Below are 17795 nucleotides of genomic sequence, written 5' to 3'. Positions count from 1 at the left end.
TACCTTCCCGGTCTCTGAAATCTCTGTTTCACGAAAGGTCCAGTGATGACTCCACTGCGGCAGCGCATGATCGAGGACATGGAACTGCGGAACCTGTCCCCGAAAACGATCAAGCTTTACGTCAACAACGTGTCCCGCTTTGCCCGGCACTTCGGTAAAAGCCCGGAAGTCCTGGGACCGGAGGCCATCCGGACTTACCTGCTGTATCTGGTCCAGGACCGGCAAGTCGCCTGGGGAACCTACAATCAGGCACTGGCGGCACTGCGGTTTCTGTATCGGAATACACTTCAGCGCGGCGAGATCGTGCAGGACATTCGCTGCCCCCGGCCCGAACGGCATTTACCGGAAGTGCTGAGTTTTGACGAGGTGTGCCGCTTCTTTCAGGCGGTGCACTCCTTCAAGCACCGCACCATCCTGATGACGGCCTACGCGTCGGGATTGCGGATTTCCGAGGCAGTGCGTTTGCGGGTGTGCGACATCGACAGCCAGAGGATGGTGATCCGCATCGTGCAGGGCAAGGGAAACAAAGATCGCTATACACTGCTCTCACCCCTGTTGCTGCAAACGCTGCGGCACTACTGGTGGGCCGCCCGTCCGGCCGACTGGCTGTTTCTCGGTCCTTCACGGATCAAGCCGATCGCCGTGGGATCGGTGCAACGAGTCTGCCGGGACGCCTGTAGTGAGGCCGGCCTGGACAAAGCCGTCACGCCGCACATGCTGCGTCACAGTTTCGCCACGCATCTACTCGAAGCCGGCACGGAACTGCGGGTCATCCAGGAACTCCTGGGCCATGCCAGCCTGCGGACCACCTCGATCTACACGCACGTTTCCAAGCACCTGATCGGCGGCACCCGCAGTCCCCTGGAACTGCTCCATGAGCAAGACCAGCCAGACACGCCACAGGAGGACTCATGACGCGTCCCCGGTGGGAACTCGCTGACGTCGTGCGGCAGTACGGTGCGGAATACCTGAAGCGCTATCCCACGTCCGTTGCCCAGCGCCGCGTCATGCGGGCGTTGCAGAACTGCCGGACTGCGGTCCTGGGAGGGCATGTGGAAACGTGCCGCTCCTGCGACCATCGGCAGATCAGTTACAATTCCTGCCGGAATCGCCACTGCCCCAAGTGCCAGGGTTCTGCCTGTGCGCAGTGGATGCAGCGGCGGGCAGCCGAACTATTGCCGGTTCCCTACTTCCACGTGGTGTTCACGCTGCCGAACCTGCTGGTGGATCTGACGCTTGCCAACCCGCGGCTGATGTACGGGATGCTGTTCCGCGCGGCCAGCCAGACGCTGCTGGAAGTCGCCGCCGATCCCAGGCACCTGGGGGCGGAAATCGGGTTTCTGGCCGTGCTGCATACCTGGGGACAGACCCTGATGCCGCATCCCCACCTGCATTGCGTGGTCCCTTCCGGCGGACTGGCGCCCGACCGCACACGCTGGGTCGCGGGACGGGCCGATTTCTTCCTGCCCGTGCGCGTACTCAGTCGGCTGTTTCGCGGCAAGTTTCTGAACCTGCTCAATCAGACGTATGTCGCGGGAAAACTGGAATTCCCCGGGCGGCTGGCTTCCGTCGCCGATCCCCAGGGCTTCAAGCGTCTTCTCAACCAGTCCGTGCGGACCGAATGGGTCGTGTATGCCCGGCCGCCTTTCGGCGGCCCCGAGTCGGTACTGAAATACCTGGCACGCTACACGCACCGCGTGGCGATCTCGAACAGCCGGCTGTTGAACGTCGCAGACGGCCAGGTCACGTTCCGCTATAAAGACTACGCCCAAGGCAGTCGGAAGCGGACCATGACGCTCGCCGCCACGGAGTTTCTCCGCAGGTTCCTGCAGCATGTGCTTCCAGATGGGCTGATGCGGATTCGGCATTATGGCTTTCTGGCCAATCGCTTCCGGGCAGAGAAGATCGCGCTGTGCCGCGGACTGCTGGAAGGAGCGGGGCCTCTGAGCGAAAAACGTCCTCGGGCAGCGTCTCCGGTTCCCGGGGAATCGTCTGCAATCTGTCCCTCCTGTGGTCAAGCCGCACTCCAGAGGTCGCAGGAATTGCACTCCCGCTGGGAGCGACTTCCTGCTCCATATTTTGTTCGTGCCTCGCTGCCGGCTTCCGAACTCTGGGAGGTCTGTGATACCTCATGAGTCTTCTGCAAGAGAACCGGCCCCTCGTTTTGATCTCCCTTCATAGAGTGTTCCGGTCGGGGTCTGCGCCGGTGACGGATTCCGTCTTCGGGACGCCCCGCACAACCGTCCTGGCAATTACAACCCGCCACAGCGGCCTGCCTCGACGCTTGAGCGAACGATCCCATCGGAGAATCATACCCGCAATCACAGAGAAAACAGAACGCTGTTTTCACCCTGCGGGCATTCAATCCCCATAGTCGAAAACGCCCCTGCGGTTCAGTCCAATAGATCATATGCAGCGTGTTGAGTACCCTGAAATACCGCTCCACCTGAATGCTAACACGCTGCATATAATCCTATTTATTATGACGCGTTTTCCGTCAGAATTTAGATCGACAGTGGGCCACCTTATATGAACTGATTTCTCAAAACAATTGGTGCCTTTGCGATTACGTCCTCCTCATTCGACTAACTATACTTTTTCATAACTTAATCGACCTAAAGATAACAGCATTTAGCGCGGCGACAGAGACGAACGTTAAAATCATTTATTTCAAACAATGCTCCTTTCTAATGGGGATGTGTAAAATAAAAAAAAGCCCCACATTCATGTGCAATACGGAGCGTTTTCACTGATGAAGAGTTTGAATTGAGGATTAACAGCGATCATCGATAGCTAATTCATCCCCATATAATTATGACACGTTTTGGACCAAAATTTAGATATTGGGACTCGTCTCGATGGTGTGACTAAGATTTCCGCGAGTACCTGATATCTAATTATTTCAACTTGTCCCATTTCCTGGTTTCTTGTCTGTTCCTGTAATTAATTATGACACGTTTTTGGCCATAATTTAGGTTCTTGAATGAAATCGATACTTAGGTCGCTACTTCTTTGGTGATTGACATGGAGAATCAGTCAAATATGAAAGCCTGCTTTTAAAATTAGACCGTAAGCAGATAAAAATATAGTTATCCACAGAAGAACAATTAACTACCCTACCCATTAACGATCTAATTTCTGGAAATGGTTCTATCTTGGTCTTGTCTTGAACAAGAAAATGTTGGATTAAATCTACCGCAAAATTTAATATGAAGTCTTCTCAAAATAAAGGGGCTTTTCATGAGCGAAGACTCTATTAAATTGACAAGAGAGCAACTTTACGAGCGAGTCTGGTCTGAGCCCATGTCGAAGCTTGCTCCCCAGTTTGGACTGTCAGATGTGGGGCTCAAAAAGATTTGCCGTAAGCATCAGATCCCAACGCCTCCAATCGGACATTGGGCGAAGATCGAATTTGGAAAACCATCGCCCCAGACTGAACTATCCCAGATCGATGAAGAAGATCTCCTGGAAATACGACTGTTCCGCAGGCAATTTGATAAACCAGCAACCAGTTCTGGCCCAGCACCGGTTATTAAAGTAAATGAAAAACTGGTCCGCCCTCACGAACTGGTTGCTCTCTCCAGACAGAAGCTGAGAAACGCGGAACCGGGATACAGGGATCGCGGATTGCAATCCGTACATGGCGAAGAATGTCTGGGGATCACGGTTTCAAAGAAATCACTCACGCGAGCCTTACGTCTGGTGGATGCTTTAATCAAGTATTGGGAATCGACTGGCGGAACAGTGTCTGCTGGAAATCCGGGAACCAGATTTTCGCGTGGCGAAGACACAGTAGAACTCTGTCTGACGGAGCAGACACGTCGGCACGAAATCCCAAATCGTTATAGCTACCAATATGAAGCGACTGGAAAACTGACCTTCAATATTGACTCATGGGGAGATGGGCTCCGTAGAACCTGGTCGGATGGAAAGAAGCAACGTCTTGAAGATGTACTGGGAAAGGTGGCGTTGCAATTGGTTGTCTGGCTCGATGACCTCCGTGTTCGGCGACTCGATAGGGAATGTAAGGAACGCCAAGAGAAACAAGCCGCTGTAATTCGTCAATCACGAAAAGAGTTTTCCCAAAAGGAAATAGAACGACGCGAGAATCTTGATTCCTGTGTAGACAGCTGGTCCAAATCACAAAGAATCCAGAAGTATTTGAATGCCCTGGATGAGGCAGTGGATTGTGGACGTCTTGAATATGATAATGAACAGTTTCAAAAATGGCGTGAATGGGCCCAGTGGTATGCGGTTGAGCTGTGTCCTCTCGCACCCAACCTGCCCGCTCCATCAATCCATCATGTTCCCCCACCGCAGAATACTCTTATTTCGGAACTCGATCTGACTTCAAAAGCACGTATCGCTTTCGAACGAGCCAAAATCTCGGATACGGACGAATTGGCCTCTATCACAAAGGATGAACTTAGAGAGCGATGCGGAGAAAAGGTCTGGAGCCTGTATGACGAAGCTTCACGAATCCTGGAAGGTCTCGGCTATGATGTAAGTGATCGTAAAAACGGTTATTACTGAAGTGATTGAAAAGTTGTGATTTCAATCTGGGGAACTTCACACACATCTTTATCACTGAGCCTCAGAGTTGTGGTGCGGTTTCACCCAGAGCATTAAAAAACGGAAACTCTGAAAGCTAAATCGAAGTACTCAATTCATATGCCGCATTTTGGGCCAGAATTTAGCGATACTGGTTGTTCATTTTTGAATACTGGGAAATTGGGGCAGCCACGCCGCACGGTCTGAGGGACCTGAAATCTCCCCGGCAGATTGCCATTTCCCATCGACTTTGGTAGGCTGTTCACTATCTGCACACTTTCTGTAAGTTGCTATCTGCATCCTTCTTTCCACTGCACTGCTCCGGCCTAAGTTCCTTTTCAAAATGGGCTTATGGTGGTTCAGTGGTTAAGCAAAAGTTAGTTACCACAGCTGATGAGCCACCAGGAATCCCTTGAACTAAACCAGCTTGCCAATCATCTCTGGGAATCGGCCAACATCCTCCGCGGCCCGGTTGACGCTGCGGACTTCAAAACGTTCATTTTTCCCCTGCTGTTCTTTAAACGCATTTCTGATGTCTACGACGAAGAACTCGCTGAGGCACTCGAAGAATCAGACGGCGATCGTCAGTACGCACTCTTCCCCGAAAACCATCGCTTTCAGATCCCGGAAGACTGTCACTGGGAAGACGTACGTAAAAAAACATCCAATGTCGGCAAAGCACTCTCCCGTGCCATGCGTGAGATCGAGAAGGCCAATCCAGACACGCTCTACGGGATCTTTGGGGATGCCCAATGGACGAACAAAGATCGGCTTTCCGACGCGCTGTTACGCGATCTGTTAGAGCATTTCTCCAGACTGCCGCTGGGAAACAAATCGGCGCGGGCAGATATTTTGGGCCAGGCTTATGAATACCTGATCAAGAAATTCGCCGATGCCACGAACAAGAAAGCAGGCGAGTTCTATACTCCCCGCAGTGTTGTCAACCTGATGGTTCGCATTCTGGACCCGCGTGAGGGAGAAACCATCTACGATCCGGCCTGTGGTACCGGGGGCATGCTGATTGAAGCCATCCACCATGTGCGCGAGGCGGGCGGCAACATCAAGACACTCTGGGGCAAACTTTATGGCCAGGAGAAAAACCTGACCACCTCCGCCATCGCCCGCATGAACCTGTTCCTGCACGGCGTGGAAGATTTCGAAGTCATTCGCGGAGACACACTCCGCCACCCGGCTTTTCACACGGGAGACAATCTGGCCACCTACAACTGTGTGATTGCCAATCCCCCGTTCTCTCTCGAAAAATGGGGCGAAGAGGTCTGGACCAGTGACGCCTACGGACGCAACTTCGCAGGAATGCCCCCCGCCAAAAGCGGGGACTACGCCTGGGTACAGCACATGATCAAATCCATGGTAGCGAAAACAGGCCGCATGGCGGTCGTCCTGCCTCACGGGGCTCTGTTCCGTATGGGGGCGGAAGGCAAGATCCGACAGAAGCTGCTCGGCATGGATATTCTCGATGCCGTCATCGGCCTGGGGCCGAACCTGTTCTATGGCACCGGACTCGCCGCCTGCATCATGGTCTTTCGGAATAAGAAACCCGCAAAGCACCGCAAAAAAGTATTGATCATCGACGCTTCGAAAGAGTTCAAAAAAGGACGTGCCCAGAACGAACTGCTCCCCGAACACGTCGACAAAATCTACCAGTGGTACAAAGATCATAAAGACGTCGAAGGCGCCGCTCGCCTCGTCTCACTGGATGAAATCAAGGAAAACGACTGGAACCTGAATATACCCCGCTATGTAGAACCGGTGGTTGAGGAAGAGACGATTACTGTGGAAGAGGCACTGGCAAATCTGAAGACGAGTTTAGAAGAAGCTTATAAAGCAGAAAACAATTTGATTGCTTTACTTCAAGAATATGGTTTAGCAAAGGAAAACAAATAATGGGCTGGACTCTTACCGGATGTCAGTTTCAACACCAGAACCAACTAACAAATGCAATGGCTCTAGGCAACAATGTAGCATGGGTATGCCCTAATTGTGACCATCCGATACTGTTTGTTTATCGTGGTGTTGGTGGTAGGAACCAAAACCCTGTTCATTGCCCATGCGGTAGAGATTTTTATCTCGATCCACAATTTGGAACAACTCCTGAGCCGCCTGCAGGACAAATTGTTCAACCAGCAACTGTAATGACAATAGTGTGAAACATGACATAGAAAAATGTTCTTAGTTATCAACATAGGAATAATACATGATAATTGAACAAGCTTTTATGAAGTTACCAGAGATTTTGACTGGTAGCCGGTTTCCTACTCAAGGCTATGAAGGAGGGATCGTTGGCGCACTTTCTTTGGCGTTATTACAGCAGCTCAATGCCTGTAATATAAATTCACCTTTAGCGGCATTGCAACAGGAACGGCTTTACCGCAAAAGTGATTTCTGGAAGATGCAAGCAGGAAAAGAAAGACACTTAAGAGCAGATTTACATCTAAGTTTAGAAGGATTTCGAACAGCGTCTCATGCATTATCTTCCTATGGTTGGCGACATAATAATTGGTTGGAAGCAAAATTCTTCCGGACTACTACAAGTGCGCAAATGCAGAACACAGCTGGTTTACTCGCTGATCTTATACGCTTGATGACGTTAGTTCCTATCGAATGCTCAAAAGATGACACTACTAAAACCAATAGTGGACGGTATCTATTACACGTCTATCTTGGGCAACCAAAAGACTATCTTTCAATAAGAAATAAAAAGAAGAATATTGAACGTGCATGGCTCTCACCAATGTTAGATTATGGTCGCTGGGATACGAATGGTTATATTAAATTAGCAGACGAAACTGATGGAATACTTAAATTTATAAACCCTCGATTGAGCGATCTTAAGGTCAGATACGTTTGCACAAATCTAATATTAGAACCGATTTTCGACATCGAACTTGAAAGTTTTTATTGCTGTATTTTGACCCGGCTAGACTCGTTTAGTGTAAAACTAAATCAGAATACATGGACTGTGAAAGAAGACCGCACATTTTCAAATTCAGATTCATATAAAAAAATAAGTGATTATGTCGGTAAATATATAAACATCAAAGAAATTGAAAAGATGCCGGTCTCAGAAGCAGAAAAAAGTCACGAGATTGGGGAAATTGGGGGAGGGGTTAATTTAGCTGGAGAAGCTGGAATTAGCCTCACAAAAGCAAATGGGGAGCAAGGATGACAAAACGCATCACCCAATCCCAACTTGAAAGCTATCTCTGGGGCGCTGCGGTGCTGCTGCGGGGGTATATTGATGCGGGCGACTACAAACAGTTCATCTTTCCGCTGCTGTTTTATAAGCGTCTGTGTGATGTCTATGACGAAGAAGTCGCACAGGCGCTGGAAGAATCGGACGGCGATGAAGACTATGCGCTCTTTCCCGAGAACCACCGCTTTCAGATCCCGGAAACCGCTCACTGGAACCAGATCCGTCAGGTCAGTAAAAACGTGGGCAAGGCGATCCAGGACGCCATGCGGGAAATTGAAACTGCTAACCCGGAGAAGCTGTATGGCATCTTCGGCGACGCGCAGTGGACGAACAAAGACCGTCTGCCCGATCATACTCTGAAAGAACTGATTGAGCACTTCAGTAAACTCACGCTCTCTGTTGCCAACTGTCCTGAAGATGAACTGGGTGTCGGCTACGAGTATCTGATCAAGAAATTCGCCGACGATTCCGGGCACACGGCTGCCGAGTTCTACACGAACAGGACGGTCGTGCATCTGATGACCGAGCTATTGAAACCCAAGCCAGGCGAATCGATCTACGATCCCACCTGCGGCAGTGGGGGCATGCTGCTCTCGTGTATGGCCTATCTCAAACAGCATAAAAAAGAATGGCGGACACTCAAGCTCTTTGGTCAGGAACGGAACCTGATGACCTCCGCCATCGCCCGGATGAACTGTTTTCTGCACGGCATTGAAGATTTCCAGATCGTCCGAGGAGATACGCTCTCCGATCCCAAATTCGTCACCGGAGATCAGTTGCAACAGTTTGATCTCTGTCTGGCCAATCCCCCGTATTCGATCAAACAATGGGACCGCGCCGCCTTCAGTGCTGATCCTTGGGGACGTTCTGTTTATGGTACTCCACCGCAAAACTGTGCCGACTATGCCTTTTGGCAACATATCATTTGCAGTCTCACGCCAAAGAATGGTCGATGTGCGATTCTGTTTCCACACGGTGTGTTGTTTCGAGATTCAGAACGTAAGATGCGACAGAAACTAGTCGCGAGTGATGTAGTGGAGGCTGTCATTGGGATTGGTAAAGATTTGTTCTATAACTCGACAATGCCTGCAACGGTCGTCATTTGCAGAACGAATAAACCGCGTTTGCGACGGAAGAAGGTTTTGTTTATTGATGCGAAGAATGAAGTTAGCCGCGAGAGAGCACAGAGTTTCTTACTCTCCGAGCATATCTCAAAAATCCGTGATGCTTACGATTGCTTTGTGGACATACCGAACTTTGCATCAGTCGTCACACTGAAGGAAATCCAGCAAAACGAAAGCGACCTGCGATTGCCTCTTTATGTATCTGCAAGACCGTCCCTTTCAGAAGATTCAAATACTGTAGCTAAGTCGAAAAGTATTGAAGAAGCGATCCAATCCTGGCAATCAAGCTCCGTACATCTTCGTGATTCGATGAATGACCTTCTCGTACAGTTGAAAGGGAGCGGCAAGCAATGAATAACTCAAGTGACGAAGTGAACAATAAAGATTGGTTGACAGTACGTTTGGGTGATGTTGTCGTTCATAAACAAGAGCTGGAGAGAGAACCAGCAGCAGCTGGATTTGAACGATTTATTAAAGTCGAACATCTTGACCCCGAGTGTTTACATATTTCTCGTTGGGGAAATATTGAGAACGGAGATTTACCCCCAACATTTTACAAAGTGTTTCGTCAAGGTCAGGTACTATTCCCCACGCGAAATCCCCATTTACGTCGGATCGCCTTTGCAGAGTTCGATGGTATATGTGGAGAGAAGACATTGACTCTAGAGCCAAATGAAAAGATCTACAGTCATTTTCTTCCGTTTGTTTTTCGAACCGATAACTTTTGGGATTACGCCCAGTCGATGGCGATCGGTTCAACAAATCCACATGTAAGATGGAGAGATATCGCTGCGTACAAGTTCCCACTCCCGCCGAAAGATGAGCAGCAGCGGATTGCTGAAATCTTGCGTACAGGCGATATGGCAATTCAATCCTATGAAAAAGTGTTGTCAGATACATTTGCCTTACGAGCTGCTTTGATTGATCAAGTCATCCAGCCTTCAGAGCCGACTGATGATGAATGGAGGAAAACAACAATAGAAGCACTCGTCAAAGACGGAGCAATCGCCCAACCTCAGGATGGAAACCATGGGGAGTCTCATCCCAAAGCGGCAAGCTTCGTGGAAGCTGGCATCCCATTCATAATGGCTAATAATGTACGAAATAGCGCAGTCGATTTGATTGGTTGCAAGTTCATCGAGAAACAACTTGGGGATACTTTACGCATAGGTTTTGCTTACCCTGGGGATGTGCTACTAACACACAAAGGTACCGTTGGGGAAGTTGCCATAGTCCCTGAATTAAAAACTGATTACATCATGTTAACTCCGCAAGTGACATACTATCGAGTGCTAGACGAAGATCAAATTCAAAGAGACTTCCTCTATTATTCGTTACAGTCATGTTTCATCCAACGGACACTAAAACAATGGTCATCCCAATCAACTAGAGCTTACGTAGGTATCAAGGCTCAACGTAAACTACCGATCCGAGTACCGAGGCTGAATACTCAGCGAGAAGCGGTTGCACAGGTTCGATGCGTTGACAAAAAGTGCAAGGCAATACAGTCGAACTTGGAATACTTACAGAGGCTTTCTAAAACGCTTTGTAAGCATTTATTAGGTAGTTACCATGTTCAATGAAGCCAACTCAGTCGAACAGATGGTTTTAGATGCCTGCCTGCAGAACGGCTGGCAGTATATTCCAGGTCCCTCTCTGCTCCGAAATACTTCTGATGTCTTCGTTGATTCATCCCTACGGGCAGCACTCATCAAACTGAATCCTGAAATCGCAGAGCAGCCGGATCGGGCGGATGAAGTCCTCTACAAACTGCGGGCGATTCTGCTGGCGGTGCAAAATGATGGCCTGGTGCGGTCGAATGAAGCTCTGGTCGAATGGCTGCTCGGCAACAAAACGCTCCCCTTTGGTCCGAATGGGGAGCATACCACGGTCCGCCTGATCGATTTTGAACATCCCGAAAACAATGAGCTGATTATCTGCAATCAGTGGACATATAAAGTGGGCCAGCTGGAAAAGCGGTTTGATATCGTCCTGCTGGTCAACGGGCTGCCGCTGGTGATTGGGGAAGCAAAAACGCCGGTTCGGCCTGCGGTGAGCTGGGTGGATGGCGCCAGTCAGATTCACGATGACTACGAACAGAGTGTGCCGGCGATGTTCGTTCCCAATCTGTTCAGCTTTGCGACCGAGGGCAAACTGTTTCGCTATGGTTCCATCCGCATGCCTCTCACCAAATGGGGGCCCTGGCGGGACGAGGAACATCACAGCGAAGGGACCCTGGATGATGTCAGGCAGAGTATTGCCAGTATGCTCCATCCCGAAGTCGTGCTCGATATCCTGCAGAACTTTACGATCTTTGCGACAGACAAGGAGCATCGACGGATCAAGATTATCTGCCGGTATCAGCAGTATGAAGCGACGAACTTAATTGTTGACCGTGTTGTCGAAGGTCGCATCAAAAAAGGTCTGATCTGGCATTTTCAGGGGTCCGGGAAATCACTGTTGATGGTCTTTACCGCTCAGAAATTACGGATGCACCCGCAACTGGGAAATCCCACCGTGTTGATTATCGTCGACCGTATCGACCTGGATACGCAAATCTCAGCCACCTTCAATGCTGCCGACATTCCCAATCTGATCAAAGCAGAGAGTCGTGAAGCCCTGCAGACGATGCTGGCTCAGGATCTCCGCAAAGTGATCATCACCACGATCCACAAGTTTGGTGAGGTTGATGGTGTTTTGAATGATCGCAGTAATATCATCGCCCTGGTCGACGAAGCCCATCGGACGCAGGAAGGCAACCTGGGACGCGCCATGCGCCAGGCACTGCCGAACGCGTTTCTGTTTGGCCTGACCGGGACCCCCATCAACCGGGCCGATAAAAACACGTTTTATGCGTTTGGTGCTGATGAAGACGATCAGGGCTACATGACGCGTTATTCCTTCCAGGATTCGATTCGGGACGGGGCGACCCTGCCTCTACATTTCGAAGCACCCGATGTCAAACTGCACATCGCCCAGACAGCCATCGATGAAGCCTTTAAACAGATCACCGGCGACCTGAGTGAACAGGATCGGGATGACCTGTCCAAGAGGGCGGCAAAAATGGCTGCCCTGGTGAAATCGCCGGAACGAGTGAGGGGGATCTGCGAACATATTTTTCATCACTTTGAATCGAAGATCGACCCCAATGGCTTCAAGGGGATGATTGTCGCCTTCGACCGGGAGTGCTGTGACCTCTACAAAAAAATGATCGACGAAATTACCGGCGATCCGGAACTGTCGGAAGTCGTGATGTCGGTCACGCAGGGAGAGGACGAATATCAGAAATACAAGCGGGACCGCGATGAGGAAGAAAAGCTGCTGGATCGATTTCGCAACCCGAATGACCCACTGAAGCTGCTTATCGTTACGTCCAAACTGTTGACCGGATTTGATGCACCGATCCTGCAGGTACTCTACCTGGATAAGCCAATGAAGGATCACAACCTGCTGCAGGCCATCTGTAGAACAAACCGTGTCCTGAAGGATAAAACCCACGGATTGATTGTGGATTACATTGGGATCTTTGATGACGTCGCCCAGGCATTAACCTTCGACGAGAAAGCGGTGCAGCTGGTCATCTCCAACTTGGACGAGCTCAAAAAGGAATTGCCGGTTCGCTTGCAGGCCTGCTTGAGTTTCTTTCCGGAGGTTGATCGCAGCCTGGAAGGATACGAAGGCTTAATGCTGGCTCAGGATTGTCTCCCGAACAATGAAAAACGGGATGAGTTCGCCGCGGAGTATTCTCTGTTGTCGCGGCTCTGGGAGGCCCTCTCACCCGATGCCTGTTTGAATCCCTACACTGCGGATTATCGCTGGCTGACTCAGGTTTATGAATCGGTGAAACCAGCGAGCGGCAACGGCAAGCTGCTCTGGCATGCTTTAGGTGCGAAAACCATTGAACTGATCCACGAGCATACGCATCTGGATGCCGTCCACGACGACCTCGAGACATTGATCATGGACGCGGATGTGATCGACGCCGTTCAGGATGCCGGGGCCAAAGCCAGGCGGGTGGCGATGCAACTGATCGCCCGACTTCGGAAACACGCTGGCGATCCCAAGTTTGTCGAACTGGGAGAACGCCTGGAAAAACTCAGAGAGCGGCATGAAAAAGGTTTGGACGACAGCAAAGCCTTCCTTAAGAAACTGCTGCAGTTGGCGCGTGAAGTCGTTGAAGCAGAACAGAAAATAGAACCCGCTGATGAACAGGCCAAAGCGAAAGCAGCATTGACGGAACTATTCCAGGAAGTCAAAAACGAAGAAACGCCGATCATCGTGGAACGCATTGTCGACAAGATAGACGAGATCGTAAGAATCGTCCGCTTCGACGGCTGGCAAAGCACTTCCGGTGGCGAGCGAGAAGTCAAAAAGGCACTCCGCAGAGTCCTGCTCGATTTCAAACTACACGGCGACCAGGAACTGTTCGATCGAGCTTATGGGTACATTCGACAGTATTACTAAAAGATACAAGGTTATGAATTCAATTGGTTGCTTTAAATGTGGATTGATTCATGTCTATTAAGAAAGATATCAGAGCTGCGTACGCTGGCCCCAAGAATATTCCTGCGGATGTAGGTAACGCTCTGGCCGCTTTGAATAGTATTCTTTTGATTTCACATTCAGAGTGCAAAACACATTCTGTTTTAGAAGTGACAAATTTTATTCATAAAGATTCGCTCGCAGCAACTGCGGTTTATCTTGTTTCTTGTATTTCACAGTCCATCGAGGCTAATCTTAGCATCCGCCAAGCACTCTTTGATGAGGAATATTTTGAACGTGATCTTCTCAACGATGTCACATCTGTAGTTGGTAATGCTGATGTTGACGATAATTTCAAAACAATGGAACGTAATCCTTGGATGTGGGAAGCAATCAGCCACATGCTGATACATCTATCTGATAATAATCAGGAATATCATCCTATGGGAAAAATCTTAGTCAAGACTAGTGTGAAGCATGATGTACATGACCATGGATTGGATTTAATCGCGATCTATCGGTCAACTGCTATTGGAATATCCGCAGGAGAGTGCAAAGCTTACTTTGACAATCCATCCGAAGGTGTTTCTGATGCATCCAGAAAACTTAGAGAGGTCGACAGCAATAAGAGGGATATCGAGATTCGAGCAGCTGTAGTTCAAATGCGATCCGCTCTACCTGAATCTGAGCAAAGCCAAATTGCCGGTAGTTTTTGGAGAAATGAACGCAGTTATATACCATTTGTTTGTTTCGATGAAACTCACACGAAGAACTGGACTCGAAAACGACCATCAATAGGAAATCTCTCAGTACCCGTTTCGAATAAATGTCTTGTTCCATTTTCAGTTCAAAACGCAAAAGAAGTATTTGATGTCATTTGTGAAGGGATGAGGTTTTATGCAAGTATGGGTTAGGAGTGATTAATGTTTGATCAACATGCCAAGGCTCTCTTTACTGATTTTCCAGAGTTCGAGGGATTGTTCGCGGATGAGTCCGTACGCACATTATCACAAGCGTATTTGGCAGTGCTTGAGTATCGAATCAACAGTTCAATATCAGATCTTGAGGGGCTTGCAAACGTTCAATCTTTTCTCCGTCGTCTTGCGAATACACTGATTTTTCATGTGGTCTTAGATGAAGGACGAGAAGAGAATGCTCGGCAAGCAGCTGCATTTGTTGCGGCTGAGGCAATCGCCCTGATGGCTGACTATCTGGAAATTGCAAGTACAATAGACAAAGAAATATCTGAGAGCCATATCAGATCCTCAGAACGCTATGCCAGACTCGAATCTTCTCTCCTTTATCTCTTAGCAGGGTATGATGCCTGCGCAGCTGGGGTACTTCGTGTCTTCAGAATGATGGATTCAGAAGATGCATCTCTGGTCGATCATGCAGCAGAATATTTTTTTAAGCGAATAGAACAACTATGTCGCATGAGTATGTACCCACCTTTCTCTGATGAATTTGATTATGAATTGTCCAGCTCAAATGCCTTGGAAACAATTGGGCTTGAGGAAGACACACTGTGTCGACTCTATTTGCAATTAGGACAAATAGTGACAGAGTTCAGCTCTTGGTTAATCGGTACCAGGGGACAGTTGGGTAATGTTGTAGCAAGCTTAGAAGAGTTTATTGGTGTTCTGTCAGGAGAAAGTATCGACAATACAATATCTTTATACGGGAATGATTACAGTCGTCTGTATTATGTCGGTGTATTAATTCGCTTAGTCTTTCCTGCGCTAGGGACGAGAGCTTTGGTTCATGTAGTACCTCTTCCATTAGATGAATCCGGAAAATACCAGAATTACCTTCTAAATCGCGCTTTGGGAAATGAAGACTCGATCAGCCGACCAGTCTTGTGGCCATCGGCTTTTGAATATGTAAAACAATCTCTAATCGGTGATGCTCAAAACGCAGTTGTCGCGATGCCTACAGGCAGTGGAAAGTCATTCGTAGGTGAACTTGCTGTGTCACAAGTAGTTCATAGTGGGTGGGTATTGTACTTAGCACCAACTAATGCCCTGACGGAACAGATTCGTGGTGACCTTGGTAAGGGGCTTAAAGAGCTGGGGACAGAGATATTTGCATTTATTGGTGACCAGGAGTATTCGGTTTTTACAGCTGACAGGGTTAATAAGATGCCCGTTAATTCAGTTGCTGTAATGACACCAGAAAAGTGCGCTCTTGCTTTACGTTTATCGCCTGAAGCATTTAACGACTGCCGTCTGGTAGTATTTGATGAATGTCATCTATTAGGAGATACGGGTTCGACACGAGGCCCTTTGGCGGAGTTGGTTTTGACGCAATTGATGATTCGGTCTGATGACGTTAAATTTCTGTTGATGTCGGCCATCATCCAAAATCCGGAAGAGCTTGCCGAATGGCTTAGTGAGGCATCTGGTTTGAAAAGTCAGGCTGTAACTATTCGTTGGAGGCCGACGAGAACACTTCGTGGTGTCTTAGGCGTCGATAATCATTCTGTTCAAGAACAGTCAAAGGAAGCGATTGAGTGGCTTAAGGGACGTGCTGATCGAATCAAGAAAAGAGCGTTTTCCTCAAAATGCGCGTTGGCAGTCAACCTCCAGGGGCCTTGGCAATCTGAGGAATCAATAGACTACTCTGTTTGTCAATTAGAATGCGAAGCACCTTTAAAAGTAAAGCGTATAAAACGCTTGGATGATTGGAAATACTTTTGGGAGGGTGACAGCTGGGTGAATCAGTGTGCTATTAGTATTGCAAGGAAATTTACTGAATCTGATATTCAGACATTGGTATTCACTCCAGCCAATAAGCACTATCCATTCAATAATGGAAAAAAGGTTCAATTTTCTAATTCATTTCTAAGTGAGCTACCATCACGACATTCGATTGTAGAAGTCTGTCGTGTTTTGGCTGAGTATGAATTAGGGACCGAATCTCAAGTATTTTGGCTACTCGATAAAGGGGTTTCTGTACATACTTCTCTGATGCTGGAAACAGAGAAAATTGCTGCAGAATCAATGTTTCGATCTCGAAGTGCTCCGCTGATGTTTGCTACAGGAACACTGGCACAAGGCCTCAATTTACCCGCGATTGCAGTCGTGATTGCGGGATCGCGAATCGGAGATACTCGAGGAGAAGAGGTTGACGAGGTTAATCGTAGGAAATTTTCACAATTATTAAATGCAGCAGGAAGGGCAGGACGCGCTGGTTTTGCAAATCAGGGGGTCGTAGTTGCAGTTCCAGACAAACCAGTAGCCTTTAATAACTTTGAGTCACTTATAAAAGCAAGAGCCCAGGTTGATTACCTACAGCAGCACGATGGTTCGGTACGTGTTGAAAGTGGTTTGGCTCCTTTTTTGGATGCTGTTTGTGCTAATGCATTAAGGACAGATCATGCAAGTGAACTAGAATTGCAGGTTATGTCTTTACTTACTGGGGGAGATGAAAATCAGATTGAGCCAGATGTTGTCTTGAAGAAAACTTATGCAGCTTACCTGCGGCAGAAAAATGGTGAACCTGATGTAAACGAAGAAAACATCGCCCACCTCGAATCAGTCGCCAATGAGTATGTTGAATCTACTGGCGCTCCAGAGTGGTTACCGATAGCAGCTCAAAGAGCTGGGCTTGATTTTTTTCTTATGCACGCTTTATATCAGGCTTGGAATCGTATCCGCCCTGAACTACCTATGGATTTCTCTACATGGGATGTTCAAATATGGAAAGAGGAATTACTTAAGATTATCTCAAATGTGCCACCAGGATTTCTTCATAATTATCTTAAGCCAGAAAAAATTAAGCATATTTCAGAAGAGTTTAATCAGTGTGTAAGTCACTCTGATATAAACAATCTTGATGTTCGTGATCTTGATTGGACTCCATCGGAAACATGGGAAGCTGCCTGGATGTCGGCAGAATTGCCTTTGGGAGCTTGGATGGAAGGGAAGAGTATAGCAGAGATTGCATGTATTATTACAGGTGATACTGTTGATGAAATATCAATTGATCGGACGGGAGGGAAACCGATTCCTAAAGCACTTTCGGTTTGTCAGGATGTCTGGTCTTCGCTCGCATTAATAGCTGGAGGTTTACTCTCAATCGCAGAACAGATTCTCGATGGAGAAGTTCCAATATGTTTGGCAAGTCTTCCGCTGTGCGTGAAATATGGTTGCAATTCACCAGGTGAGCTGGCATGGTTTAGGTTTGGGATACGCTTAAGGCGGGCATCCCATCTATTATCAAGTATCTATCCTCCACCTGATTTCACAAGCGACGATGAACTTAAGCAATGGGTGCGTAGTACTAGAGCAGAGTGGCTAAAAACAGAAGATGACAAGGATGAAGTGGTTGGTGCTATCCGCAACTTTATTACCCAGTCATAAGGCAAATGTACTTCACAATATTTCAATATTCTGTTTGTCATGATTAGTATGACGAGTTTCAGG

Annotated in this window: 10 protein-coding genes; all 10 read left to right on the top strand. The window is 48.3% G+C overall.

What is annotated here, in order from left to right; genetic code table 11:
* The first annotated feature begins 45 nt into the window (after nucleotides 1-45).
* The 10 genes from F1728_RS19470 (at nucleotide 46) to F1728_RS19425 (ending at nucleotide 17732) form a co-directional block, all read left to right on the top strand.
* Nucleotides 46-915 carry a tyrosine-type recombinase/integrase gene (locus F1728_RS19470; RefSeq protein WP_145043933.1) on the top strand — a complete coding sequence of 290 codons (870 nt, stop codon included), beginning with the start codon at nucleotides 46-48 and terminating at the stop codon, nucleotides 913-915.
* Nucleotides 912-2135: an IS91 family transposase gene (locus F1728_RS19465; RefSeq protein ID WP_145043935.1), complete on the top strand. Its 1224-nt coding sequence runs from the start codon at nucleotides 912-914 to the stop codon at nucleotides 2133-2135. The genes F1728_RS19470 and F1728_RS19465 overlap by 4 nt, the downstream gene beginning before the upstream one ends.
* A 1492-nt stretch (nucleotides 2136-3627) precedes the next feature.
* Nucleotides 3628-4533 carry a hypothetical protein gene (locus tag F1728_RS19460; RefSeq protein ID WP_155365462.1) on the top strand — a complete coding sequence of 302 codons (906 nt, stop codon included), beginning with the start codon at nucleotides 3628-3630 and terminating at the stop codon, nucleotides 4531-4533.
* A gap of 411 nt (nucleotides 4534-4944) precedes the next feature.
* On the top strand, nucleotides 4945-6456 hold the full coding sequence (locus F1728_RS19455; protein WP_155365461.1) for a type I restriction-modification system subunit M: 1512 nt from the start codon (nucleotides 4945-4947) through the stop codon (nucleotides 6454-6456).
* A gap of 310 nt (nucleotides 6457-6766) precedes the next feature.
* Nucleotides 6767-7738: a hypothetical protein gene (locus F1728_RS19450; protein ID WP_155365460.1), complete on the top strand. Its 972-nt coding sequence runs from the start codon at nucleotides 6767-6769 to the stop codon at nucleotides 7736-7738.
* Nucleotides 7735-9243, top strand: a complete 1509-nt coding sequence (locus F1728_RS19445) for a type I restriction-modification system subunit M (RefSeq protein WP_155365459.1) — start codon at nucleotides 7735-7737, stop codon at nucleotides 9241-9243. The genes F1728_RS19450 and F1728_RS19445 overlap by 4 nt, the downstream gene beginning before the upstream one ends.
* Complete coding sequence (locus F1728_RS19440; RefSeq protein ID WP_155365458.1) at nucleotides 9240-10472, top strand: restriction endonuclease subunit S; 1233 nt, start codon at nucleotides 9240-9242, stop codon at nucleotides 10470-10472. Before F1728_RS19445 ends, F1728_RS19440 begins: the two co-directional genes overlap by 4 nt.
* Nucleotides 10462-13353, top strand: coding sequence for a type I restriction endonuclease subunit R (locus F1728_RS19435; protein ID WP_155365457.1), 2892 nt, complete (start codon nucleotides 10462-10464; stop codon nucleotides 13351-13353). Before F1728_RS19440 ends, F1728_RS19435 begins: the two co-directional genes overlap by 11 nt.
* A gap of 50 nt (nucleotides 13354-13403) precedes the next feature.
* Complete coding sequence (locus F1728_RS19430) at nucleotides 13404-14285, top strand: hypothetical protein (RefSeq protein ID WP_155365456.1); 882 nt, start codon at nucleotides 13404-13406, stop codon at nucleotides 14283-14285.
* 9 nt (nucleotides 14286-14294) lie between these two features.
* Nucleotides 14295-17732 (top strand): DEAD/DEAH box helicase, encoded by a 3438-nt coding sequence (locus F1728_RS19425; protein WP_155365455.1) that lies wholly within the window; start codon nucleotides 14295-14297, stop codon nucleotides 17730-17732.
* Nucleotides 17733-17795: the final 63 nt, after the last annotated feature.

The sequence above is a fragment of the Gimesia benthica genome (assembly GCF_009720525.1).
GTDB lineage: Bacteria > Planctomycetota > Planctomycetia > Planctomycetales > Planctomycetaceae > Gimesia > Gimesia benthica.
This window is presented reverse-complemented; position numbering and strand designations above follow the sequence as displayed.

Bases quoted from the DNA above. Each gene is read 5' to 3' on its own strand.
- F1728_RS19470 (WP_145043933.1), top strand. From the start codon at position 46: ATGACTCCACTGCGGCAGCGCATGATCGAGGACATGGAACTGCGGAAC.
- F1728_RS19465 (WP_145043935.1), top strand. From the start codon at position 912: ATGACGCGTCCCCGGTGGGAACTCGCTGACGTCGTGCGGCAGTACGGT.
- F1728_RS19455 (WP_155365461.1), top strand. From the start codon at position 4,945: ATGAGCCACCAGGAATCCCTTGAACTAAACCAGCTTGCCAATCATCTC.
- F1728_RS19450 (WP_155365460.1), top strand. From the start codon at position 6,767: ATGATAATTGAACAAGCTTTTATGAAGTTACCAGAGATTTTGACTGGT.
- F1728_RS19445 (WP_155365459.1), top strand. From the start codon at position 7,735: ATGACAAAACGCATCACCCAATCCCAACTTGAAAGCTATCTCTGGGGC.
- F1728_RS19440 (WP_155365458.1), top strand. From the start codon at position 9,240: ATGAATAACTCAAGTGACGAAGTGAACAATAAAGATTGGTTGACAGTA.
- F1728_RS19435 (WP_155365457.1), top strand. From the start codon at position 10,462: ATGTTCAATGAAGCCAACTCAGTCGAACAGATGGTTTTAGATGCCTGC.
- F1728_RS19430 (WP_155365456.1), top strand. From the start codon at position 13,404: ATGTCTATTAAGAAAGATATCAGAGCTGCGTACGCTGGCCCCAAGAAT.
- F1728_RS19425 (WP_155365455.1), top strand. From the start codon at position 14,295: ATGTTTGATCAACATGCCAAGGCTCTCTTTACTGATTTTCCAGAGTTC.